A 24,321-nucleotide genomic window follows, 5' to 3' on the forward strand; every position below is an offset into this window, starting at 1 on the left:
ATGATGCAAGTTTTCCTGAAGCGAAAATCATTAGAAAGCAAAACTCTTAGGAGGTGAAAACATGCAGACACAATTCAAGAGAAGTAATATCGACATTGGTTTCGACCTGTTTCTCTATATCGTCATGACTATCGCAGCGATTGCTACCTTATATCCCTTTCTGAACGTGTTAGCCATTTCTTTTAACGAATCTGTAGATACGGTAAGGGGCGGCATTCACATTTGGCCTCGCGCATTTACATTGGAAAATTATGAATCGATATTTCGTTTTCCCGGTCTGATCAAAGGTTTCCAAAATTCAGTTCTGCGTACAGTAATCGGTTCAATTTTAGGAGTAATTAGTGCTTCGATGGTCGCGTTTGTCTTGGCACGCAGAGATTTCCAAGCACGAAAACCGTTTTCCATGTTATTCGCGCTTACCCTATATTTCTCAGGCGGATTAATTCCCAGCTACATGCTGATGCGCGATCTGCACATGATCAATACATTCTGGGTCTATATTATTCCCGGCATGCTCGGAGTATGGAACGTATTCATTATTCGTTCTTATATTGACGGACTGCCCTACGCCTTGCAAGAATCGGCAAAAATCGATGGAGCCAGTGATTTTACGATTTATTGGAGGGTGATACTGCCGCTCTGCAAGCCAGTGTTGGCAACGATTGCCTTGTTCATTGCGGTTGGGCATTGGAACTCTTGGTTCGATACTTTTCTATATAATAGCTCGAATGAAAAGTTGACGACGCTGCAATATGAATTAATGAAGGTGCTGCAGAGTACACAAAGCGGCAACGAAGCGCACAATTCCAATATTGTGCAAAATGTAGCAAAAGTATCGCCTGAGTCCATCAAAATGGCGATTACAATGGTTGTATCTGTACCGATTCTGCTTGTTTACCCATTTTTGCAAAAATATTTTGTTAAAGGGATTACGCTTGGTGCTGTGAAGAGTTAATTGTATTTAGTAATTACAGGTTTTTCTGTTTACAATAGCATGTACATGATAAGGGGAGGGCAACACCGCATGAAAAAGAAGACGGCAACAATGACGGCAGTCTTGCTTATTACAGCAATTGTTACAGCAACGGGCTGCACCAAAGACGCTGCACAACCATCGGCAACGCCAAACAGTACAAATGCAACAAGTTCTAACGATACAACGCCAATCACTTTCTCGATATATAGCGCAGATCCGAACCAAGACTGGGACGATATGCAATCCGGAGTCGGCAAGAAAATTAAAGAAATAACAGGTGTTACGCTTAAAATAGAATTCCCGGTCGGCCCATCCGATCAAAAAGTAGGGCTCATGGCCTCCAGCGGCGAGTACCCCGATCTAGTTATGGCGAAAGGCGATACACAAAAGCTGATTGATGCCGGTGCCATGCTGGATCTTACGCCACTCATCGATAAGTATGGTCCTAATATCAAAAAAGTATATGGCGATTATTTTAAAAGACTTCGTCTGAGTAATGAAGATCATGCTATTTATCAGCTTCCAACCGCACAGGTGAACCAAAAGTATTTTGATTCGGAAGGCGGCTTTGAACTTCAACATCAGGTTCTCAAGGAACTTGGCTATCCGAAAATCAAGACCTTGCAAGATTATGAGAACGCTATTAAAGCATACAAAGAGAAACACCCAACCATTGATGGGAAACCAACAATTGGACTTTCGCTGCTCGCAGACGACTGGCGTATCCTTATATCTGTGACGAATCCGGCTTTCTACACCACAGGAGCACCGGATGACGGAGAATTCTATATCGATCAGAATACGTATGAAAGCAAGTACCATTTCCTGCGTCCGGAAGAAAAAGAGTATTTCAGATGGCTCAATCATATGAATAGTATCGGACTACTTGATCCGGAAAGCTTTGTGCAAAAATACGATCAATATAAAGCCAAAATTGCCAGCGGTCGAGTGCTTGGTTTGATAGACCAAAAATGGGAGTATGGCGAAGGTGAAAACGTCTTGAAGAAAGATGGCAAATTTGATCAAACCTATGCTCATTTCCCGGTAACAATGAATGAGAATATCAAAGATCACGCCTTTCAAGATACAGGTTATTTAGCTGGTAATGGAATCGGTATAACAACAAAAGCCAAGGATCCCGTTCGTGCGATCAAGTTCTTGGATTGGCTTGCTTCAGATGAAGGCCAAGTATTGGTAAACTGGGGAATTGAAGGCGTCGATTATAAGGTGGAAAATGGAAAACGTGTCATTACACCTGAGGCGCAGGACAAGAAGACAAACAATCCGAGCGCCTATAAGAAAGAAAATGGTATAGCAAACTACTGGTTGTCCGCGCGCTATGGAGATGGTGTTAAAGATCCGTCCGGAAACTATTATAATCCTGTTTTCCCTGAACAAATCCAAAAAAACTATACACAAGCAGACAAAGATACTTTAAAAGCTTACAATGCTACAACGTATTTGGATCTGTGGCCGAAGCCGGAAGAGTTTCCAGTTAGAAAATACGGCGCAGCCTGGACAATTAATCATCCAACAGGCTCAGATCTGCAAGTAACCTTTCAAAAATCCGAAGATATTATGAAAAAACGGATTCCAGAAGCGATTCTGGCGAAGCCTGAAAACTTTGATAAAGTGTGGGATGCTTTCATGGCAGACCTGGATAAAGTCGGCGTGAAGAAAATGGGTGAACAGTTTACCCAGATGGTTAAAGATAGAGTGAAGCTCTGGAACGAATAGACGTATGGCACGAATGAGTGAAAGGGTCCGTGTCTCACGGGCTCTTTTTCAAGAAAGGAGTCGGTACTCATGATCAGGCTGTTCCAAACGCATCGAATTCGCCGAATAGATGAGTTAGAGGGAATGTGGGAGTTCACAACCACTTCAGAAGATGTTGAGGACTCGGTTTTCCCAACGACATACGATTTCAGCTTACCCGTGCCAGGGTGTTGGGAAACGCATCCCCGATTTCAGACGTATCGTGGACACGGATGGTATCGACGGAAGGTTACGGTCTCGAGATCAGGACCTATACGATTCGAGTTTCACGGTGTAAGTCATACAGCTGATGTTTATTTCGACGGCCGACTTGTTGCGCATCATTACAATGCCTATACACCATTTTCTATTGTTATCCCTGATGCTCCGGAAGGCATGCATGAGTTGGTCATTAGGGTAGATAATTCGTTCTCTGAAGCATCGGCTTTACATGTTCCTAATGACTACTATACCTATGGGGGAATCATTCGTCCTGCTGTTTTTGAGGAGATTGCGGAAGTGTTTGTAGAGAGGGTACATGTTACCCCGATATATGAAGATGGGGAGTGGAGCGGGGCCATAAACGTTTTGGTGCGGAATGTTTCAAGTACAATAAGAGTTATTGAAATTAAAGGACAACTCGCGGATGTCGATTTCGTTGTTGGCACTGTCGAAATTGAAGCAGAGTCATCGATAGAGATTTCCCGAACTTTGGCTTTTCCTGGTGTAACCCCTTGGTCGCATGAATCTCCCCAGCTGTATTTGCTGGAAACGCGGTTATATGATCAAGGTATCGCTGAACCCATTGATGACTTAATTGAACGTGTCGGCTTTCGTATTATAAGGACGGAAGATGGACAAATCCGTTTAAATGGGCAGGAGATCAAGTTAAAGGGAGTCTGCCGACATGAAGATCACCCTCTGGTTGGAGCTGCATTACCGCTGCAGCTGATGGTGGCTGATTTAGACCTGATCGAAGATATGGGTGCGAACGCAATTCGTACAACCCATTACCCGTACGATCAGCGGTTTCTTGATCTGTGTGATGAGCGCGGGATCTATGTGTGGGAGGAAAATCATGCACGCGGTTTGTCGCTGGAACAAATGCGCCACCCACTCTTTGCCGAGCAATGTGAGAACTGCAACCGTGAAATGGTTGAAAATCATTATAATCACCCTTCGATTATCATTTGGGGGATTCTTAACGAGTGCTCGAGCGATACGGATGAAGGGAGAGTGCACTATGAACGGCAGTTGAGACAACTTCGCCATATGGATGCGAGCAGACCTCTTAGCTACGCGTCGCATCATCACTTCAGCGACATATGCTTGGATTTGGCTGATATCGTCGCATTCAACGTATATCCGGGATGGTACGTAGATGATGAGCCAGGACACTTAAGTGACCGAATAAAGAAATGGGCGGATCAAGCAGGCGGAACAGATAAGCCATTCATTATGAGTGAGTTCGGCGCGGATGGCTACTATGGATTCCGCGCACCCCCACGAGTGAAAGGCACAGAAGAGCGCCAGGCAGATATTGTTGGTAAAGCATTGGAACACTTTCTGAAGCGTCCTTACATATCTGGCATGTTCATCTGGCAATTCTGCGATTGCCGGGTCACGGAAGGAACCGGATGGTTGCTGACAAGAGCGATGACACAGAACAGTAAAGGGATCGTGGATGCGTATCGCAGGCCCAAGCTAACGTATGAGACGGTGCGCGATTTTTACCGTAAAGATGGCTGATGAAATTAGAGGGGGGAGCTAGCAATGAACACAAATACTACTTTTCAGTTTCAAAACACGGAATTACCGCTCGAAGAGCGTGTTATTGATTTGGTTTCCCGTTTCACGCTAGAAGAAAAAATAAACCTAATGTGTCAGTATCAGGCGGAAATCCCCCGCCTTGATGTAAAACCATATAAGCATGGGACGGAAGGGGCACATGGAATTGCATGGTTGGGCGAAGCGACAGTGTTCCCGCAAAATATCGGTCTAGCATGTACATGGAATCCGGAATTGCTCCGTGAAATTGGCTCAGCCATTGCTGATGAGGCAAGGGTATATTTTCAGAGAAATCCTGCAATTAATGGACTTACGATATGGGCGCCTACCGTTGATATGGAACGCGACCCTCGTTGGGGGCGTACGGAGGAGGCCTATGGAGAAGATCCTTATCTGACAGGGAGGATTTCTACGGAGCTGGTGAAAGGTATGCAAGGGCCGCACCCGTTCTATTTGAAGGCAGTTGCCACGTTAAAGCATTTCCTTGGGAATAACAATGAGGTTGACCGAGGTGAGTGTTCGGTCAGCATCGATCCGCGCAATATGCGGGAATATTATCTGAAAGCTTTTGAGGCAGCCTTCACAGAGGGTGGTGCTCTTTCGATGATGACGGCTTACAATGCCGTCAACGGCACGCTCTGCAATCTGAATCCAGATGTGAACGAGATTGTGAAGGGTGAATGGGGGATGAATGGTTTTGTTGTTAGCGATGCAGGCGATGTTATAGGCACGGTGCGCGAGCATAAACACATGCATTCTTACGCTGAAGCGGTTGCGGAATCGATAAAGAACGGTATTGACAGCATAACAGATGATCAGGAGATTTCGATTCGCGCCATTCACGACGCACTAGATCAAGGATTACTGAATGAAGAGGACTTGGACCAAGCGCTAAGGAACACGTTCCGTGTCCGCTTTAGACTAGGGGAATTTGATCCTGAGGAAGGTAACCCTTATGCCCATACACCAGAATCCAAACTGTGCGCACCCGAGCATGCGGAGTTATCCCTACGTGCTGCGCGCGAATCGATCGTATTGCTAAAGAACGATGGGGCTTTGCCTTTGAAAAGTGGGTTGGAGCGGATTGCTGTTATAGGTCCACTCGCGAATAACGTTTATACGGATTGGTACAGCGGTACACCTCCATATCGAATCACACCGCTGCAAGGGATTCAGGAGAAGATGGCTGGGAAGACGGTCCTCTTCGAAGAGGCTTGCGATCGGATAAGGCTTCGTAACAAAGCTACAGGCGCGTACGTTGGGCTTAGCGATGATGCGCAGCAGCTGCTCGCTGCCGATTGCACGGACGCGGCCGACGCGGTCCTGTTCGACCGCGATGACTGGGGCTGGGGCAGCGTAACGCTGCGCGCCGCCGACAGCGGCAAGTTCGTCACCGAGACGGACGACGGCTGTCTCGCGGCAACTGCCGACGAAGCCCGCGGCTGGTTCGTCAAGGAAGCCTTCGGCTTCGAGGCGCTGGAAGGCGCCGATGCCGTGATGAAGTCATGGGCCGGCCAGCAGGTGAGGGCCGGAGAGGGCGGGCTGCTGACCGTCAGCGGCGGAGCCGGTCAGCCAGGTGACGTCGATTGCTTCGAGATCGACGTCGTGAAGGACGGCATCCGCGCAGCGGTGGATGCCGCTAAATCTGCCGACGCCGCCGTCGTTTTCGTCGGCAACAACCCATTCATCAACGGTAAGGAATGCGTTGATCGCCAAGACCTGACGCTTCCGCCTGCGCAGGAAGCGCTCATTCGCGCCGTGTTCGAAGCAAATCCGAACACGGTTGTGGTTATCGTCGGCAGCTACCCGTTTGCCGTTAACTGGGAAGATGAGCATATCCCTGCTATGCTCTACAGCTCCCACGCCGGACAAGAACTTGGTCACGCCGTTGCAGATGTGTTGTTCGGCGATTATAATCCGGCGGGCCGACTGAACATGACCTGGTACCGTTCTACGGACCAGCTCCCGGATTTGATGGATTATGACATCATCAAAGGGAAACGAACGTATCAGTACTTTGATGGTGAAGTTCTTTACCCGTTCGGTCATGGGCGTTCTTTCACTGATTTTCAATATAGTGATCTGCGGCTTAGCTCTGTAGACCTCGATGCCGATGAACAGTTGAAGGTCTCCATCCGCATTGAAAACATCGGAAACCTGGCTGGAGATGAGGTTGTCCAGCTATATGTTCGTGCTAACGAGTCTCGCGTTCAACGTCCGCTTAAGACATTGAAAGGATTTCAGCGCGTGCATCTGGTGCCTAGTCAAAGCGAATCTGTGACATTTACGCTTCCAGTAACGGAGCTTGCTTTTTGGGATGTAACGCGTGACCGGTATTGTGTGGAAAGCGGTGCTTACACGATAATGGTTGGCTCTTCTTCAGGCAGTTTGCACGCGGAAGCATCTTTCTCCGTGCACGGAGAAACGATTCCGCCTCGTAAGTTGATTGGTCCTGTTCGCGCCGCTAACTATGACGACTATGAAGGCGTGTACTTAGACGCATGCCGCGAAGGCGGAGGAACGAGCCTACGCAATCAAGGTGCGGCAGGCTGGATTGCCTTTCGTGGCGCCGACCTGGGCAGTGGAGTGGATGCATTTGAAGCCCGCGTTGCCCAAGCGGAAGCGGGTGCGAAGATCGAAATTCGTCTCGACGCGGCGGATGGACTGCTTGTAGGTATCTGCACCGTGCCGCCTACGGGCGGTTGGCAGGCTTGGACGACGGTCAAGGCTGATCTGTCAGGTGCTGCTGGAATTCGTGATGTTTATCTGCGCTTTGACGGAACTGTGCAGATTAGTTGGTTCCGGTTGCACACAGACAGTTAAGCGCAAGCTACTGAAAAAAGATTGCATCTGGACCAGAGGTCCTGGGCAATCTTTTTTTTTCATTAGTTGCTGAAGGCGACGGAGCCGTTATCCTTGTATGGCAAAATCGCAAAAACCTTAATTATAGAATGATTTTTAACAGAAGAATGAGGGTATTTTTCAAAAAATGCAGCAGGTAAAATATGTACTAGGAGTAAGAATAAATGATTCGCACTTTAAGTTGATAGTATTCAGTATATTTTGTTAGCGCTTTCAAATAGGGGGAGATAAGTAATATGGATTTAAACCGAATTCCCGAGCCTTCACAGCATGTGGCCGCTTTCGAACGTATGGGCTTCGGCATGTTTATTCACTGGGGATTATATTCACAGTTGGGTCGAGGGGAATGGGTCATGAACATTGATCGAATCGCCAAGGAAGAGTACCGGAAGCTGACAGATACGTTCTCAGCAGAGAATTTTGATGCAAAAATGATTGCGAGTCTAGCGAAAAAAGCCGGTATGAAGTATATCGTGCTCACGACTCGACATCATGACGGCTTCTCCTTGTACGATACAAGGGGGCTCTCTACCTATGATGCCCCTCACAGTCTGGCAGGACGCGATCTCATTGCTGAATTTGTGGACGGATGCCGAGAGGAAGGAATTGTTCCATTTTTCTACCATACGACAATCGACTGGTATCAGGAAAGTTATCAGGAAGATTTTAATGCCTATTTGGACTATTTAATAAAATCTGTAGAGGTTCTATGCAAGCATTATGGGAAAATTGGTGGATTTTGGTTTGATGGCAATTGGGACAAACCTTTGGCTGATTGGAGGGAGGATGAGCTGTACGGCATGATTCGCAAGTATCAGCCCGAGGCGATAATTGTCAATAATTCCGGGCTGCATCATCGTGGGGAATACGGTCATCCGGAGATTGACAGTGTGACTTTCGAACAAGGACGGCCAACCCCGCTCGATCGTCGCGGCAGAAGCAAGTACGTCGCTGCGGAAATGAGCCAAACCATTAATAATCATTGGGGGTATGGGTTAAAAGACTTTCAGACCAAGTCCGTAAAGCAGTTAATCGAAACCATTTGCGTTTGCAGGAAAGTAGGAGCAAATTATCTGCTGAACATTGGTCCTACCGGTTCGGGAATGGTAGATTCGTTGCAAAAATTTTTATTGGAAACCATGGGAATTTGGGTACACATGTATGAGGAAGCCATTTATAGCGTAACTCCGTCCGGCATCCAAGGTGTAGGTGCTGATTTTGCCTTGAAGGGAGATAAAGGGAAGTTATACTTCTTTGTTCACGACTTGGGATCGAATGGACATTCTAATGTCACACTTGGCGGAGGCGGTATTGGCCCGAGGGCGTTTACGGGATTAAAGGTTCCGATTCGTTCCGTAAAGTGGTTGGACAATGGGGAATCTTTGCCGTTTGTTCAAAACCAGGAAGCGGACTTGTTCAGTTTTTATGCCTCCGGTTATCCCTACGGTATGGATTTTGTCGTGCGGGTAGCGGAAGCGGAATTAACTTAACACATACGTTGAGATAAAAAAATCTGTCCAGTCCTAATTACGGACTAAGCAGATTTTTTTCTACGTTTTACTTGGAATCATCCTAGCCTGCTTCCATTTCCCAAAGCGATAATAAAGCAAGTTCATCGCAGCTGCTACACTGAAACTAATAGGGAAACTCCACCAAATTACATCAAATCCATACTTGTTCGCTAATATAGTGGCAAGAGGAATACGTACAAGCAGCAAAGCAACAAAGGCAACAATAAGCGGGAACACAACAGCCCCAGCAGAACGAACTACGCCCGCAACGACGTTGAAAACGCCAAAAATAATAAACGACCATAGCGTTAAATTATTAATATGTACCCCAATTTCGATCGCTTTGCCCTCAGGAGGAAGGAAGAAACTGACGACCTCACGGTTGAACAAATGAAGAATAACGACAATAAGTCCCGTCATCATGATGTTAAACCCAACACCGGTCCACGTAATTCGATTCACCCTGTCCCATCTCCCAGCACCAATGTTCTGCGCGGCCATGGAAGTCACAGCACCGCCAATCGCCATTGCGGGCATTTGCACATAGCTGGATATTTGCATCGCAACGCCGAAGGCAGCGGTTGATTCAGAACCATAGGAGTTCACGAGATGGATGAGAATTAAGTTGCTTAGGGAAACCACGACCATATTCAATCCCATCGGCAGTCCTTTTTGAATCAGAGTCCGTATGATCATCCAATTAATGCGAAGCAGGGGAATATCCTTTTTCGTAATCCGCAGAAAATACTTTTTCTGATACAAATACACGATCAACAGCACGAAGCTTATCAGCTGTGCCACAAAGGTTGCGACAGCCGAGCCGGCTATCCCCATTTTTGGAAAAGGTCCCATGCCTTGAATTAGCAATGGATTAAGCACAATGTCCAAAACGGCAGACAAAAGCAGGAAGTAGAAAGGAGTCTTGGCGTCGCCTGAACCCCGTAATATGGCCATGATGAGATTAAAACCGAACATAAATGGGACGCCAGCGAAAATGATTCGCGTGTACGTCACGGCAAGATCCTTAACATCCGCAGGTGTATTCATCCAGTCCAAAATGGTATGGGAGAAAAGCAGCCCGAATAAGGCAACGACGATGGAAAGAATGAGGAAAAAGACCGCACTGGTGCCGACAACTTTTTTAGCTTCTTCTACCTTTTGTCCACCCAGATTTTGGCCAATCATGATAACGGCGGCCATCGCAAAGCCGAAGATAGAGCTTATTAAGAAGAACATGATAATGTTGGCATTGGATGTCGCCGCAAGCCCACCTTCACCGAGGTACTTGCCAATCCATATGGCATTAATAGAACCATTAAGCGTCTGGAGCACATTACCTAGCAGAATAGGTAGAGAAAATAAGATCAACGTCTTGGCAATCGGGCCTTCCGTTAAAGACGGGCGTGGCTTCTTAGTGGTATTCTCGCTCATGTGGAATCTCCTTGTTCTTCATTCAGATAATTGCATTTAAAGTTCTTCATTCATTATACCTTTTTCCATCTGATTCCAAAAAAAATGCGTAATTTACGAATGATCCCTCTATCAATTGGACACAAACTATTTTTTTTAGTAGAGTAGAGGGTAAGTCCGGTTGACTTATAGATTGTGGTTTTATAATTGTTGTTTTATATAGGTGGGGGGAATTCAGATGCTACGTCTTGGTGAGAAAATAATAGTAATTGCCGATAGTTTAGAACAGAATCTGCCTATAGGCGGGTATGGATATATTATTGCTTACGACCGCAATAACGATAATATTTTCGATTACGTTGTTCGTGTCCCCAAGGATAATAAACACTATTACGTTCCTGCGTCAGATATCGAGCTTGAAGAAGTTCTTCTCCATCAGCAGGCGGACCAAGTCGAGAGAGAAGCGTTAATTGATTTCGCGCTTGCAACGAAGAACGAAGAGCTGTTTCGTAAAATTATGAATGGTGAGCCAAGTGAACAACAGGAAGTAGAACGAGACAAAGATGTTCAATCAACCGAAGACTTCATTAAACAAATCGGCCTGAAGGCCTGGATTTAATACATGTATCATCAAACACCAAAACCCGCCTAGTGCTCACTAGTGCGGGTTTTGTTTTATTAGTGTGATTACGTATACAAAAGAGGCTCCTTGAGAATCATGGTTTTTGGGTTGCTAAAATCAAGAAATGGTGGTACATTAATATCCGAACATAAAACTGATTTAGTATTCTAGTTCTGAGGTGCGCGAATGGATGCCAAAAAATTGTTGATCATGGAAGCAGCGAAGAAATCTTTTTCACTTTTTGGGTACAAAGGTACAACGATGGATCAAATCGCCAAAATAGCCGGTGTCGGCAAAGCGACGATTTATACGTTTTTCGCAAATAAGGAAGATCTTTTGCATGAAATTGTACAGTCGTTAATTGCCGAGATGAAAGCAGTCGCCGAGAAAGCAATTGCAGAAGGGGCAACACCTTTCGAGAAAATTCATAGTGCGATTTATGGGGTTCTCGTCTTTCGCAAAGAGCATGAGCTGCTGATCCAATTGGCTCACGAGGTTCAACAATTTGGCAGTCCGGTAACGATCGAGGCGATGGCCAGTATCGAAACAGAAGTGATCCAGTTCATGAGTGAACATATGGAACGCGCGATGCATAACGGCACAATGAAGAGCTGTGACCCAAAGATGACGGCCTTTATTTTATTCAAGCTGTATGTCGCTTTAGTTTTTGATTGGGAAAAGCAGAAACAGAACGAGCCATTAACCGACGAGCGGATTTTGAACACGCTGCAGTTGTATTTTGGTAATTTTCTGAATCAGTAATTTTTTTTAATTTTTTTTCATGGAGGGGTAATTATGCGTTTTATTAGACCATTGGTTTATTCCGTGATGGCGATTGTCATCGGAACGAGTACATTTCTTTTAACAACCAAACAGGCAACTAGCCAAACAGATACAGTTAACCAACTGCATCCTACGGCTTATATTGAATCGAACGAAGTAAGCGCCAGCTTCAAAGTGGGCGGTAGAGTCACGGAAATCCTCGTGAAGGAAGGGGATGATGTGAAAAAAGGGCAAGTACTGGCCCGCCTGCAAAGCACAGAGATTGAAGCTAAAGTCGAGCAGGCCAAAGCGGCTGTCGCGCTCGCACAAGGCAAGATCGCTGAGGCGCAAGGAGCTACCGCGACCGCTCAAGCGAAGAAGCAGCAGGGCATTGCCGGTGTCAACGTGACGGCTGGTACAGCCGAGCAGCAAGTGGCACAGGCCAAAGCGGCTGTTAGCGCGGCTCAAGCCAAAGTTGATGGGCTGCATAATGGGGCGCGTCCGGAAGAGAAGAAGCAAGCTGAGATTCAGTTCCAAGCGGCTTCCGAAGTATACACCATTGCTGAGCAAAACCTGAATCGGATGAAAGCGATGCTGGAGCAAGGGCTTGTTGCTCAAGCTGACGTGGATAAAGTGAAGGTTAGCTACGAAGAAGCGAAAACGAAACGCGATCTGGCACAGCAGCAGCTAAACATGGCGAATCAAGGACCACGTGAGGAAGAAATTCGCGGAGCGGAAGCTTTGCTAGCCCAAGCGCAAGCGTCCTTGAAGCTGGCTGAAGCCAATCGTGGAAACGTGCAGGTGAGACAGGGCGATGTAGCGGCGGCTGCAGCGGCTGTACAGCAAGCTCAAGGTGCCATTCAATCAGCGCAATCCGGTGAACAGCAAGCCAAAGCGGCTCAGTTGGAAGCGGAGACTTACTTGAGCTACACAGAATTGATCGCACCAATCGATGGGGTCATTCTTATGCAATCCGCACAGGTTGGCGAGCTTGTAGGGTCCGGATTCCCTGTACTCTCGATCGAGTCGACGGAGAAACGTTGGGCTAAGTTTTATATGCCGGAGACATCTATAGCAGGACTGAAGGTAGGCAACAACATCAGTATGACATTGTTGTCAACGGGCGAGAAAGTCGTTGGTACCGTTAAAACCGTAGCGGCTGCTCCTGATTTCGCAATCAAGAAAGCGACACAAACCTCAGGCGAAACGGACATTCGTTCGTTTGGGATCAAAATCGAACTGAATACATTGCCAGACGCAGCAACAACAGGGATGACCTTGCAATGGAACGGTAAAACGGAAGGATGATGAAGGAGATGGATCTTCAGATTGGCAAGCTAATTACAGAAGAATGGAAGCACATTCTGAAGGATCGACGTCTTTTTCTGATCTTGTTCTTCGTTCCGATCTTGTATACGGTGCTGTTCGGATCGATTTACTTACACCATAAAGTGACCGAAATGGCCACTGTTGTTATCGATGAAGACCAAAGTCCTCTAAGTCGTCAAATTATTCAAGCCTTCGAGCAAAGTGAAACGTTCCAGATCAAGAAGGAATATCACTCAGAGGATGATGTGAAGCGGGCGCTATCATCGGGAGAGGCCAAGGTTGGCCTCGTCATTCCCTCTAATTTCGAAGCGAAGCTGAAGCATGGCGAAACGCTGCCGCTGCTTACACTGATCGACGGCAGCAACATGATGATTTCGAACTCCGCTACCAAAGGGGCTAACGAAGTGATCACAACCTTCAGCATGGGGTACTCACAAAAAAAGCTCCAACTAAAGCAAGGACTTCAGAATGAAGAAGTGATGAACACACTTTCACCAATACCATTCCGGTATCGCATTATGTACAATTCAGCTTTCAATTACAGCGACTTTATGCTGTACGGGCTTGTTGGCGCGATTTTACAGCAAGTTCTGTTTCTTGGCATTGCCTTAACCATTACTCGCGAGAAAGATGCTGGGACGTGGCAGCGGTTCGAGGCATGGAGAAGAAATCCGTGGCGCATTGCTTACGCGAAGACAGCTCCGTACTTCTTAATCAATTTCTTTAATACATCCGTTACCTTTGTTATCGCTTTGTATGCCTTTGGTGCACCTATGAGCGGCAGTTTGCTTGTCGGCTTGGCCATCGTTGTGAGCTTTACCTTTGCGGTCAGCGGTATCGGTTATCTAATCAGCTTGTTCTCGAGCAATCAGCTCGGAGCGACGCAGACTGCCATGTTAATTGCGGTGCCTTCCTTCATGCTATCGGGGTTCACTTGGCCATTCGAAGCCATGCCTAAAGTGCTGCAGGTGCTCGGGCATATGCTTCCGCTCACTTATTTTTTAGATGGCGTGCGCAATGTATTTGTTAAAGGAAATGACTTTTCCGTCATTTGGCATGATTGCGTTTCTTTGATTTTGACCGGTGCACTCACTTATTTCATTGCTATGTTGTTAACTCGTTTCATTATCTTCTCTAAAAAGAAGTCGGATACCGCTGCAGGCACGCGAACTGCGCTGCGATCCGGATCGAATATCACGTTATAACCGAATGGGAAGGAAGCGATTTTTATGAAAAAAACGCTCATAAGTTTATCTACAGCCCTGTTACTCCTTTCAAGTACAACGCAAACTCTCGTATTCGCCGATAATGCCCAAGATCCAAATCAAAATGTATACGTCAATGCGGACGTTCTGGAAACCATATCTTCCGTGGATTTGACATACGTGCTGGACAAAGCGCTGAAAGATTCCCATAACCTTGCCCTGCTAACGCTAAAATACGCGGCTCAAGGCAGTAAAAAGGCCGATCTGGAACAGCAAATGAACGAAATGGGTTCAGCCTCGATGACGCCCGGACATTTACCGAGTACTCCGGTAGAGGTGACCAACACGGGAAATCCACAGCTCCCTAACCTAACCAACCCAACCGATATTGCCTGGACCGTCATGCAAAATAATGCGATGAACCAGATGATGCAGGGAATGGGGGCTCTCGCTGGCGGCATGAATAAAATCATATCCTCCCAACGCTCACAAATGAGTATAGCAGCACATCAGCTCGGGACGGATGGGCGGAATTCGCTGCTGCAGTCAGATGAAGCTAAGGCAGGTATCCGTCTGCAAACCATCGCGCAATATGTGCAGCTATTAGCCCAAATGAAGCAGCTTGATTTCATGAAGGAATACGAAGTTGTGATAGAGAAAGACCTGCTGAAAGCTACGCTTTTCGCGCAGCAAGGGTTAGCATCACCTGACGATGTGCAGACAGTTCAGAAAGCCATCAATAAGCATAAGGACGATATCGCAACGCTGCTTAATAACTATCGGTTGGGGCTAGTACAGCTTTCGACAGACATTGGGATTTCCTATGATCCTAACCTGATCGTCAAGGATATCGAGCCCATTTCAGTAGATCCTATCACGGAGACAGACACAACAACGCTACTGAAAGCATCCTACCAAATGAAAGCCTCCGGCAATAACATCGACGAAGCTGTATGGGAAACGGGTCACACGGTTACCCAGAACACATATGGTGAAACGTATCAAGGCGTTAATCTGGCCATCAGCGGGCAGAAAAATGAGCAAACCAAGCTTGAACTAACTAAAAAAATTCAAGCGACGTATAACGATGCCAAGAATGCGTATCAAGCCGTTCTCACAGATCAGCGGAACTTGAATGATGTGCAGGTCGATTTGACTAAAATGAAGTTTCGCTATAGCGTTGGCGTCATCTCCAAGCATGATCTGAATAAATTTGAAATCAAAGTCCGTCAGAACGAAACAGCCTTAGCCGCTTCTAAGTTCAAGTATTACGTGTTAAAAGAAAAAGCGAAAGCGATGGATACGGGTTTTATCCAATAATGATTAACCGCTAACTCAACCATAGCTTCTTTTTGGTGCTGGCTTTTAAGCCAAGCTAAGAAGAAAGCTGTGGTTTTTGATTTGTGGTTTTTTCTGGATTGAGTTCGTAAAATATCTGGGATATAATGAAAAGAATGACTAAATGCTGATTAATTAAAGGGGTGTAGAAAACTTGAGCATAACTAAAACAGATGTCGAGCACGTTGCGAAGTTGGCTAGACTCGACCTGAGTGATAATGAGAAGGAACTTTTTACCGAACAGCTAAATGCCATTTTAAAATATGCCGAGCAGCTGAATGAGCTGAATACCGAAGGTGTTATTCCGACAAGCCATGCCATGCCGTTAGTCAACGTCATGCGTGAAGATGTTACGAAGCCATCTCTCCCTATTGAGAAAGTGATGCTGAACGCACCCGATCACGAAGATGGGCAATTCAAAGTCCCAGCTGTTTTAGAATAAGAACCATTATGAAAGGAAGTGCCTGTCGTTGTCTTTGTTTGATTTAAACCTACAACAAATTCACGCGAAGCTTCAAGGCAAAGAACTTAAAGTTGCCGATCTCGTGGATCAATCCTATACAAGAATTCAGCAAGTAGAAAGCAAGGTTCGCGCCTTTCTTACATTAGATGAAGAGAACGCCAGACAAGCTGCCGCCAAGTTGGACGAGCAGCTCGCGAGCAGCAGTGAACGCGGCCATTTATTCGGCCTTCCGATCGGGATCAAAGATAACATGGTCACCGAAGGCTTGAAAACGACCTGTGCAAGCAAAATCTTATCCAATTTCACGCCGATCTATGATGCAACAGTGGTTAGCAAGCTCAAGGATGCTCAAACCGTTACGATCGGTAAGCTTAACATGGATGAATTCGCCATGGGCGGCTCCAACGAGAACTCCGCTTTCCATCCGTCCCACAATCCGTGGAACACGGATTACGTGCCAGGCGGCTCCAGCGGTGGCTCCGCTGCAGCAGTAGCTGCAGGCGAAGTGTACTTCGCGCTGGGCTCAGACACAGGCGGCTCAATTCGCCAGCCTGCCGCTTATTGCGGTATCGTCGGGCTGAAGCCGACGTACGGACTCGTGTCCCGCTATGGCTTAGTCGCGTTCGCGTCCTCACTCGACCAGATCGGGCCGCTGACGAAGAACGTTGAAGACTCTGCCTATCTGCTGCAAGCCATCGCCGGCTACGACCCGAAGGATTCCACGTCTGCGAAAGTGGATATCCCTGATTACCTCAGCGCATTGACCGGTGATATCAAAGGTCTGCGCATCGGCGTACCCAAAGAATACATGGGCAATGGTATCGACCCTGCCGTCAAAGAGAAAGTGCTTGAAGCGCTCAGAGTCCTGGAAGGCTTAGGCGCTGTATGGGAAGAAGTGACACTGCCTCATTCTGAGTATGCAGTAGCGGCTTACTACTTGCTCGCTTCTTCCGAAGCGTCCTCGAACCTTGCGCGCTTTGACGGCGTGCGCTACGGTGTGCGTTCGGACAACGCTCGCAATTTGCTGGACTTGTACCATATGTCGCGCAGCGAAGGCTTTGGCCCCGAGGTCAAACGCCGTATCATGCTTGGAACCTATGCGTTAAGCTCAGGCTACTATGATGCTTACTACTTGAAAGCACAACAAGTCCGCACCCTGATCAAGCAAGATTTTGATCAAGTGTTCGAGAAATTCGATATCATCATCGGACCAACGGCTCCGACACCTGCTTTCAAAATCGGTGAGCAAAGCAGTGATCCACTCACGATGTATTTGAACGATATTATGACTATTCCGGTCAGTTTGGCGGGCATTCCTGCAATTAGCGTACCTTGCGGATTCGTGAACGAACTTCCCGTTGGCCTGCAAGTCATCGGCAAAGCGTTGGATGAAGCTACCCTTCTGCGTGTAGCCCACGCTTTCGAGCAGCATACAGATCATCATAAGCAGCGCCCGCAATTGTAGGTTAATAGTTCATGAGTAACGAAGGAGGTATTCATTTTGTCGGCAACAGATATCCAATTTGAAACTGTAGTCGGTCTTGAAGTTCACGTAGAACTTCATACCGCTTCCAAAATATTTTGTGGTTGTGCAACCTCATTCGGAGCACCTCCGAATACGAATACATGTCCGGTTTGTTTAGGTCACCCGGGCGTACTGCCGGTACTTAACCGTCAAGCGGTCGAATATGCGATGAAAGCCGCAATGGCGCTCAATTGTACGATTTCGACACATAGTAAATTTGACCGTAAAAACTATTTTTACCCGGATTCACCGGACGCCTATCAAACTTCGCAATATGATCAGCCGATCGGCTTGAACGGTTGGATCGATATCGAAGTGAATGGAGTAAGCAAGCGTATTGGTGTGACTCGCGTTCATCTTGAGGAAGATGCAGGCAAGCTGACACATGTTGATGGTGGTTACACCTCGCTTGTGGACTTGAACCGTGCGGGAACACCTCTGATTGAAATCGTATCCGAGCCTGATCTGCGTTCGCCGGAGGAAGCGCGGGCTTATTTAGAGAAGCTCAGAGCGATCATGATCTATTGTGATGTTTCCGATGTAAAAATGGAGGAAGGCTCGCTGCGCTGCGACGCCAACATCAGCTTGCGTCCTTTCGGGCAAGAGAAGTTCGGCACGAGAGCCGAACTGAAGAACATGAACTCGTTCCGCGGTGTCCAAAAAGGACTCGAGTACGAGGAATATCGCCAAGCGGAAATTCTTCGCAGTGGCGGTGAAGTCGAACAAGCAACCCGCCGCTGGGATGAAGCAAAAGGAATGACTTTGGCAATGCGCGGCAAAGAAGACGCGCATGACTACCGCTATTTCCCGGATCCGGATCTCGTTAGCTTATATATCGACGATGCTTGGAAAGCTAGTGTCAAAGCTGCTATCCCTGAATTGCCTGATGCGCGTAAAGCGAGATACAGCAGTGAGTACGGACTGCCAAGTTATGATGCTGATGTAATCACTTCATCCATGAAACTGGCGAATTTCTTCGAGGAGAGTTTACAATATACCCAAGATGCCAAAGCAGTCTCGAACTGGATCATGGGCGATCTGCTCGGGTATTTGAACGCGAATAGCCTGGAACTGGCCGATGTGAAAATCACAGGTAAGGGCTTAGGCGAGATGATTGGTCTGATTGAGAAAGGTACAATCTCCACCAAAATCGCCAAAACGGTGTTCAAGGAAATGATCGAATCCGGCAAAGAGCCGCAAAAGATCGTTGAAGAGCAGGGGCTTGTACAAATCAGCGATGAAGGTGCTATCAAGGCCATTGTTGAGCAGGTTGTGGAGAACAGCCCACAATCGGTAGCGGATTTCAAAGCCGGCAAGGAAAAAGCCGTGGGCTTCTTAGTCGGGCAAGTTATGAAAGAAACCAAAGGTAAAGCAAATCCAGGACTCGTCAACAAATTAATTGTGGAGTGCCTGAACAGTAAATGATGATGGTTGAAGTGGTGATCCGATGTTTTATGGACGCCACTTTTTTCAGTTAATTAGCGTGTAAGTTCTAGAGAGGAGGGATCAGATTGTCTATTCAACAACTTCTATTGGAAACTAACGAGGATATCTTGGTCCTGTTATCTCTACAGATGGCTTCCTATCGCGTGGAAGCAGACCTTATTGGCTTCGATGACATCCCGCCGCTGAAGGATGGCATCCACTCTATACGCGAAGCGGTGGAAACATTTTATGGCTTTTTCGTTCATGAGAATGATGAGCGCACACTAGCTGGGGCCATCTCCTACTCCCGAGAAGGCTGCATAGTCACGATCTGCCGTATGATGGTACATCCGAATTTTTTTCGCCGCGGGATTGCTAGGTCACTTTTACAACATATACTAATGGATCAACAGTTAAATGGGGCAACGCGTTTTATTGTATCCACCGGAACGGAGAATTTACCTGCTATTCAGTTATACGAGAGTTTTGGTTTTGCCGTACGCCGAGTATTCACAGTTCCTCCGGGAATAAGCTTAACCACTTTCGAACGGCCGGCCATCATCTCCTAAATATATGTTCAGTGGTTCTCACTATCATGTGTGATACAAGGCACTATCAGTATGAAAAAAGGGAGCGGTTACACGATGAGCAATCCTTGGGTTATTGATCAACTCCATATCACTATAAGGTTAGTTATGGCGCTTTTTCTAGGCGGCTTAATCGGTTTTGAGAGGGAGGTCAGCAGTCATGCAGCTGGCCTTCGTACGCATATTTTAGTTTGTGTTGGCTCTGCCCTAGTTATGTTGCTCTCCATGTATGGGTTTAGTGCCTTTGTGAACGAAGTGAATGTCCGTATTGATCCTTCGCGTTTAGCTGCGCAAGTGATCAGCGGTATCGGATTCTTAGGTGCTGGAACGATTATCTTTAATGGGAGATCCATTACGGGTCTTACGACAGCGGCTTCCCTTTGGGTAGTTGCGGGGATTGGCCTTGCCATTGGGGCTGGCTTCTATTATGCAGCTGTCCTTGCTTGTTTCATGGTACTCATCTCCCTATGGATTTTGAATAAAGTGGAGCATAAATATTTTAATGGGAAGAAAATTCGTATTCTCAAAATACTGGCGAATGATCAACCGGGGACGCTTGGACTTATTACGACCCTTCTCGGTAAACAGAAAGTTGACATCCGTAAGATCTCAATGGAAGAACAAGAGATCGACAGTAAACCGAATCATGTTCAAATTACATTCCACGTCACCATTCCTAAGCCGTCTATTATCGGGACGGTTCTTGAAGAAATCAATCAAATGAAAGGGGTTACCGGCGTTACTCTCGAAAAAAGTAAAAATTGAAGGGGTCTGACCATAGGGAGCGTCTAAGCTTTTGGACGAACAGAAAGGGGGAAGTCAGGCATGGACAAAATGACGGATGAGCAGCTGATCGACCGGGTCCGTCAAGGTTACTCCGATGCTTACCGTGTATTAGTAGAACGTCATAAAAGCTACATCTATACATTGGTATACCGCATGGTCGGGCATAAGGAAACTGCTGAAGACTTAACCCAAGAAGTGTTCGTTAAGCTGTTTCGTTCATTAGCTCATTTTCGCGGCGACGCGAAGTTCACAACTTGGCTTTATCGCATGACGACGAATCTCGTGACTGACTTTCGGCGTTCGCAGAAACGTAAGCCCTATGAAGCGCTTCTCGATAAAATGAAGGGTTGGTTTACGGATGCTCGTGAACAGCCTGAGGAAATGGCTATGCGCAAGGATGAGCAGGAGCGTATGCAGGCTCTGCTTTCCGAACTTCCAGACAAGTATAGATTAATTATGTATTTGTTTCATTATAAGCAGCTCTCGTACCAAGAAATGTCTGAGGTGACCGGGCTGCCCATGAAAACGTTGGAAACTAGACTCTATCGGGGAAAAGCGATGCTAAAAGAAAAATGGTTGGAGGTGAATTCACGTGATTCCCAAACATCAGGAAGACACTCGGCTCACGCAATACCTAAATAAGATGCTGGACGAGATGCCGCTAAGTGAACCAAGCCCAATGCTGACGGAGCGTGTGATGCGCAGGGTACAATCTGCTGAAACTCCTGAAATTCCAAAGATTCATCAAGTTGGCAGAAGAAAACAATGGGTGAATAGTTTTGTTGCGATAGCCGCGACTGTACTCCTCATGCAATCAGGAATTATCAACAAAATAATGAATATTGATTCGGGGATCACTCAGATAACATCGTATATCCAACAATTATCCCGAATTTTGTAAATCATCTAGGAGGTATTTAAATGAATCTACCAAACGATAATCCGCACATTCCGGAGTATTCGGCCAATCCTTCTTTTCAACACTATGCTCCTTATTATCAAGCTCCAAGGAAGCGCAAATGGGTCGCAGGGGTTTTATCGTTCATCGTCCCGGGAACTGGACACTTTTATTTAGGCCTTATGCAACGCGGTCTATTTATTATGATGCTTCTCATTCTCGATATTTTTATTATCACGTCTTTATCGTCTCGGTCCGAAACAAGTGTACCTATGGTTACGCTTTTTGCATTGTTCATTCCGGTCATTTACTTCTATAATCTATTCGATGCTCTTCAAAGTACAGATAATGTGAATCGTCGCAATGAGCTTGGAGAATTTGGAGCTGAACTTTATACCAATGAAGATCCTTTACAGAAACTAATCAAAGGGACAAACTTAGGTGTTATTCTTGTTGCGGCTGGTGTATTATTTTTTCTTCTCAGCAACAAACCTCGTTGGTTTACTGGGCTCTTTGATCTTATGGGTTCGTATATTGGATCGGTTATCCTCGTCCTTGCTGGTTTGGCTATGTATGTACTAGATTCCCGCAAAAATAAATAACCAAATGGTGCTATATGCGCAACCATCATTGACAAAAGTCAATTAACACACGTACAATATAATGTAAGGTTTTAATGACTAACATCAGGTGGTGAGTACCATGGCAGCACAATTAGAACAGGCTTTAGCTAAGTTGAAAACAACAGGTGTTCGGATGACGCCGCAGCGGCATGCTATTCTATCCTTTTTGCTGGACTCCATGACTCATCCGACAGCAGATGACATTTATAAATCTCTTGAATCGAAATTTCCTAACATGAGCGTTGCGACTGTTTACAATAATCTCAAAGTATTTATTGAATCGGGACTCGTTCGGGAACTGACTTATGGAGACAGCTCGAGTCGCTTTGATGCGGATATGACGGACCATTATCATGCTGTTTGTGAGTTGTGTGGGAAAATTTCGGATTTTGAGTATCCGCCACTTTCGGATATAGAGACTACCGCTGCTCAGCAAACAGGTTTCCGAGTTGGCGGTTATCGACTAGAGGTTTATGGCGTTTGCCCGGATTGTACAGGGATTACCAAGCATTAACTTAAGCAGAATTCCTCATTATCTGTTCCTATGATGTATAATGAAACGTGATCCTACCTTTCGGATGTAGAGAGGTAAGAACACGTTTTTTCTTTTTATATATCGCATAAAGGAAGTGAAACCTTGCATTCAACACCTACAGATCTGCAACCGAAACGCAGAAGATCAACGAAGAGAATTCTCTTGTTATTTGGTCTTTTTATTGGAATGTTTGCCGCGGGTGCAGCTTCGTTCTTATGGCAGCAGTTAGCACCGAATCGTGAGAAAGTAGAACCTGAATATCACGAGTTAAGTAAGCCGGTTTTTTATCAAGGAAATTATTTTAAGACAAGTGCGATTGGGGAGAAAGAGGGATTGAAGCTACCACTGGAACTCATCCAGGAGTGGATGGACCCATCTATTATATATGAAAAAAGCACTGATTCCGTTATTATCACAACGAAAGATAAAGTATTGCAGTTAAAGACTACGGAGCTTACAGCACTAATGAACGAGAAACCAATCACCTTATCTTTTCCTGTTGAAAAGAAAGGGAATGACATTTATGTGCCTATTGAGCCCCTTCGGCAGCTGTATCCTTTTGAAATAAGAGAGTCCGAGCAGTCAGGTGCCATTCTTTTATTCAAAAAGGGTGACCTCGTCAAGTGGGGGAAGCATGTGGGTACCGAAGATGCCCAGCTGCGGACATTTGCTTCTATAAAAGCGCCGATAGTCTCCACGATCGCAAACAATGAACAAGTTATGATAGTAGCCGTAGAGGGAGAATGGTATCGCGTACAGCAGCAGAGTGGTCCTATAGGCTTTGTACGCAAAGCAGATATTATGGAGGATCATGAAGAAACTATACCAGCTCAGGAGAAGGCGTCAGCGTATGAAGCTTGGAAGCCTCTTAACGGCAAACTGAATCTGACATGGGAGCACGTCATTACGAAGAATCCCGATACTACCAAGCTTGGCGATATGCCCGGCTTACATGTTGTTAGCCCTACCTGGTTCTCTCTGGCTGACGGTGAGGGGCGCATTAAGAACTTGGCCGACGCTGCCTATGTAAAATGGGCGCAAACGCGCAATTATCAAGTCTGGGCGTTGTTTAGCAACGGCTTTGAACCCGATCGAACGTCTCAAGCGTTGTCGTCCTATGATCGTCGTATGAAAATGATTAAACAGTTGCTCGGCTTTGCACAAACGTACAATTTGCAGGGCATCAATATTGATTTTGAAAATGTGCATCTCAAAGATAAAGAAAATTTGGTCCAATTCGTCCGCGAAATGACACCTTTTATGCATGAACAAGGTCTAGCTGTTTCCATTGATGTTACACCGAAATCAACGAATGAGATGTGGTCCATGTTCTATGACAGACCCGCTCTTGCCGAAGTTGTTGATTACATGATGCTGATGGCTTATGACGAGTACTGGGCTACTAGCCCCAAATCTGGCTCCGTTTCATCGCTGCCATGGACAGAGCGTTCTATTACCCAGCTCTTGGGGAGCGAGAAGGTACCACCATCTAAGCTTGTCCTAGGTGTGCCATTCTATACGCGCCAGTGGACCGAAGAGACGAAAAATGGCAAAACGACAGCTACCTCCAAAACTTTAACAATGGAAGCTGCCCAGACGATTATTAAAGATAAGAAACTAACCCCTACTTTCTTAACGGAAACAGGTCAGAACTATGTGGAGTACAAAGAAGGAGAGAAACTCATACGTATTTGGTTAGAAGATGAAACATCAATGAAAGCAAGGCTCGAACTCGTTAAGAAGTACGATCTAGCTGGAGTGGCCTCATGGAGAAGAGGCTTTGAACAGCCGGCAACGTGGAAAGTCATTCAGGATGCTTTACAACAAGCTAAGCAATAACAAAACAAAAAGCCGAACCCAAGAGGGTTGCGGCTTTTTGTTTTGTTATTGGCGATAAAATTTAATATAGGGATCTTTGGTC

The 24,321-nt window shown here is 46.2% G+C and carries 21 protein-coding genes; 20 read left to right on the forward strand and 1 reads right to left on the reverse strand.

The features are described from left to right. The first annotated feature begins 61 nt into the window (after positions 1–61). The 5 genes from QFZ78_RS29050 (at position 62) to QFZ78_RS29070 (ending at position 8,871) form a co-directional block, all read left to right on the forward strand. Positions 62–955 (forward strand): carbohydrate ABC transporter permease, encoded by an 894-nt coding sequence (locus QFZ78_RS29050; RefSeq protein ID WP_307552702.1) that lies wholly within the window; start codon positions 62–64, stop codon positions 953–955. A gap of 69 nt (positions 956–1,024) precedes the next feature. Then, positions 1,025–2,713 (forward strand): ABC transporter substrate-binding protein, encoded by a 1,689-nt coding sequence (locus tag QFZ78_RS29055; protein ID WP_307552703.1) that lies wholly within the window; start codon positions 1,025–1,027, stop codon positions 2,711–2,713. Positions 2,714–2,782: 69 nt separating this feature from the next. Beyond that, positions 2,783–4,480, forward strand: a complete 1,698-nt coding sequence (locus QFZ78_RS29060; protein WP_307552705.1) for a glycoside hydrolase family 2 protein — start codon at positions 2,783–2,785, stop codon at positions 4,478–4,480. Positions 4,481–4,504: 24 nt separating this feature from the next. Beyond that, entirely contained in the window at positions 4,505–7,342 is a 2,838-nt protein-coding gene (locus tag QFZ78_RS29065; RefSeq protein WP_307552707.1) for a glycoside hydrolase family 3 protein, read from the forward strand. Between the two features lie 275 nt (positions 7,343–7,617). Further along, positions 7,618–8,871: an alpha-L-fucosidase gene (locus QFZ78_RS29070; RefSeq protein WP_307552709.1), complete on the forward strand. Its 1,254-nt coding sequence runs from the start codon at positions 7,618–7,620 to the stop codon at positions 8,869–8,871. Between the two features lie 60 nt (positions 8,872–8,931). Here QFZ78_RS29070 and QFZ78_RS29075 read toward each other — a convergent pair whose 3' ends face one another. Beyond that, on the reverse strand, positions 8,932–10,323 hold the full coding sequence (locus QFZ78_RS29075; RefSeq protein ID WP_307552711.1) for an MATE family efflux transporter: 1,392 nt from the start codon (positions 10,321–10,323) through the stop codon (positions 8,932–8,934). Between the two features lie 217 nt (positions 10,324–10,540). On the opposite strand from QFZ78_RS29075, the gene QFZ78_RS29080 reads away from it, so the two are divergent. From QFZ78_RS29080 to QFZ78_RS29150, 15 genes are all read left to right on the forward strand, one after another. After that, entirely contained in the window at positions 10,541–10,921 is a 381-nt protein-coding gene (locus tag QFZ78_RS29080) for an ATPase (RefSeq protein ID WP_307552713.1), read from the forward strand. A gap of 189 nt (positions 10,922–11,110) precedes the next feature. After that, a complete protein-coding gene (locus QFZ78_RS29085) occupies positions 11,111–11,686 on the forward strand; it encodes a TetR/AcrR family transcriptional regulator (RefSeq protein ID WP_307552715.1) in 576 nt (191 codons plus the stop codon). A gap of 33 nt (positions 11,687–11,719) precedes the next feature. Beyond that, the gene (locus tag QFZ78_RS29090; protein ID WP_307552717.1) at positions 11,720–12,994 is read left to right on the forward strand and encodes an HlyD family secretion protein; all 1,275 of its coding nucleotides are present in this window, start codon (positions 11,720–11,722) and stop codon (positions 12,992–12,994) included. Between the two features lie 8 nt (positions 12,995–13,002). After that, complete coding sequence (locus QFZ78_RS29095; RefSeq protein WP_307552719.1) at positions 13,003–14,220, forward strand: ABC transporter permease; 1,218 nt, start codon at positions 13,003–13,005, stop codon at positions 14,218–14,220. Between the two features lie 24 nt (positions 14,221–14,244). After that, positions 14,245–15,540, forward strand: a complete 1,296-nt coding sequence (locus QFZ78_RS29100) for a TolC family protein (RefSeq protein WP_307552722.1) — start codon at positions 14,245–14,247, stop codon at positions 15,538–15,540. A 172-nt stretch (positions 15,541–15,712) separates the two neighbouring features. Continuing rightward, entirely contained in the window at positions 15,713–16,000 is a 288-nt protein-coding gene (gene gatC / locus QFZ78_RS29105; protein WP_057305138.1) for an Asp-tRNA(Asn)/Glu-tRNA(Gln) amidotransferase subunit GatC, read from the forward strand. A 28-nt stretch (positions 16,001–16,028) separates the two neighbouring features. Continuing rightward, complete coding sequence (gatA, locus tag QFZ78_RS29110) at positions 16,029–17,486, forward strand: Asp-tRNA(Asn)/Glu-tRNA(Gln) amidotransferase subunit GatA (RefSeq protein ID WP_307552726.1); 1,458 nt, start codon at positions 16,029–16,031, stop codon at positions 17,484–17,486. A 33-nt stretch (positions 17,487–17,519) separates the two neighbouring features. Next, the gene (gene gatB, locus QFZ78_RS29115; RefSeq protein WP_307555948.1) at positions 17,520–18,971 is read left to right on the forward strand and encodes an Asp-tRNA(Asn)/Glu-tRNA(Gln) amidotransferase subunit GatB; all 1,452 of its coding nucleotides are present in this window, start codon (positions 17,520–17,522) and stop codon (positions 18,969–18,971) included. 86 nt (positions 18,972–19,057) lie between these two features. Beyond that, positions 19,058–19,540, forward strand: a complete 483-nt coding sequence (locus tag QFZ78_RS29120) for a GNAT family N-acetyltransferase (protein ID WP_307552728.1) — start codon at positions 19,058–19,060, stop codon at positions 19,538–19,540. Positions 19,541–19,615: 75 nt separating this feature from the next. Next, on the forward strand, positions 19,616–20,323 hold the full coding sequence (locus QFZ78_RS29125) for an MgtC/SapB family protein (protein WP_307552730.1): 708 nt from the start codon (positions 19,616–19,618) through the stop codon (positions 20,321–20,323). A 60-nt stretch (positions 20,324–20,383) separates the two neighbouring features. Continuing rightward, the gene (locus QFZ78_RS29130) at positions 20,384–20,986 is read left to right on the forward strand and encodes an RNA polymerase sigma factor (protein ID WP_307552732.1); all 603 of its coding nucleotides are present in this window, start codon (positions 20,384–20,386) and stop codon (positions 20,984–20,986) included. Continuing rightward, positions 20,937–21,245 (forward strand): hypothetical protein, encoded by a 309-nt coding sequence (locus QFZ78_RS29135; protein WP_307552734.1) that lies wholly within the window; start codon positions 20,937–20,939, stop codon positions 21,243–21,245. Before QFZ78_RS29130 ends, QFZ78_RS29135 begins: the two co-directional genes overlap by 50 nt. Before the next feature lie 20 nt (positions 21,246–21,265). Further along, positions 21,266–21,844, forward strand: a complete 579-nt coding sequence (locus QFZ78_RS29140; protein WP_307552736.1) for a DUF6677 family protein — start codon at positions 21,266–21,268, stop codon at positions 21,842–21,844. Between the two features lie 100 nt (positions 21,845–21,944). Then, a complete protein-coding gene (gene perR / locus QFZ78_RS29145; RefSeq protein WP_307552739.1) occupies positions 21,945–22,379 on the forward strand; it encodes a peroxide-responsive transcriptional repressor PerR in 435 nt (144 codons plus the stop codon). 123 nt (positions 22,380–22,502) lie between these two features. Beyond that, on the forward strand, positions 22,503–24,239 hold the full coding sequence (locus QFZ78_RS29150) for a glycosyl hydrolase family 18 protein (RefSeq protein ID WP_307552741.1): 1,737 nt from the start codon (positions 22,503–22,505) through the stop codon (positions 24,237–24,239). The last annotated feature ends 82 nt before the right edge of the window (positions 24,240–24,321 follow it).

The organism is Paenibacillus sp. V4I5 (genome assembly GCF_030817255.1).
Lineage (GTDB): Bacteria > Bacillota > Bacilli > Paenibacillales > NBRC-103111 > Paenibacillus_E.

Excerpts from the sequence above, each read along its gene's own strand:
- QFZ78_RS29050 (WP_307552702.1), top strand. The coding sequence starts at position 62 with ATGCAGACACAATTCAAGAGAAGTAATATCGACATTGGTTTCGACCTG.
- QFZ78_RS29055 (WP_307552703.1), top strand. The coding sequence starts at position 1,025 with ATGAAAAAGAAGACGGCAACAATGACGGCAGTCTTGCTTATTACAGCA.
- QFZ78_RS29060 (WP_307552705.1), top strand. The coding sequence starts at position 2,783 with ATGATCAGGCTGTTCCAAACGCATCGAATTCGCCGAATAGATGAGTTA.
- QFZ78_RS29065 (WP_307552707.1), top strand. The coding sequence starts at position 4,505 with ATGAACACAAATACTACTTTTCAGTTTCAAAACACGGAATTACCGCTC.
- QFZ78_RS29070 (WP_307552709.1), top strand. The coding sequence starts at position 7,618 with ATGGATTTAAACCGAATTCCCGAGCCTTCACAGCATGTGGCCGCTTTC.
- QFZ78_RS29075 (WP_307552711.1), bottom strand. The coding sequence starts at position 10,323 with ATGAGCGAGAATACCACTAAGAAGCCACGCCCGTCTTTAACGGAAGGC.
- QFZ78_RS29080 (WP_307552713.1), top strand. The coding sequence starts at position 10,541 with ATGCTACGTCTTGGTGAGAAAATAATAGTAATTGCCGATAGTTTAGAA.
- QFZ78_RS29085 (WP_307552715.1), top strand. The coding sequence starts at position 11,111 with ATGGATGCCAAAAAATTGTTGATCATGGAAGCAGCGAAGAAATCTTTT.
- QFZ78_RS29090 (WP_307552717.1), top strand. The coding sequence starts at position 11,720 with ATGCGTTTTATTAGACCATTGGTTTATTCCGTGATGGCGATTGTCATC.
- QFZ78_RS29095 (WP_307552719.1), top strand. The coding sequence starts at position 13,003 with ATGGATCTTCAGATTGGCAAGCTAATTACAGAAGAATGGAAGCACATT.
- QFZ78_RS29100 (WP_307552722.1), top strand. The coding sequence starts at position 14,245 with ATGAAAAAAACGCTCATAAGTTTATCTACAGCCCTGTTACTCCTTTCA.
- QFZ78_RS29125 (WP_307552730.1), top strand. The coding sequence starts at position 19,616 with ATGAGCAATCCTTGGGTTATTGATCAACTCCATATCACTATAAGGTTA.
- QFZ78_RS29130 (WP_307552732.1), top strand. The coding sequence starts at position 20,384 with ATGGACAAAATGACGGATGAGCAGCTGATCGACCGGGTCCGTCAAGGT.
- QFZ78_RS29140 (WP_307552736.1), top strand. The coding sequence starts at position 21,266 with ATGAATCTACCAAACGATAATCCGCACATTCCGGAGTATTCGGCCAAT.
- perR (WP_307552739.1), top strand. The coding sequence starts at position 21,945 with ATGGCAGCACAATTAGAACAGGCTTTAGCTAAGTTGAAAACAACAGGT.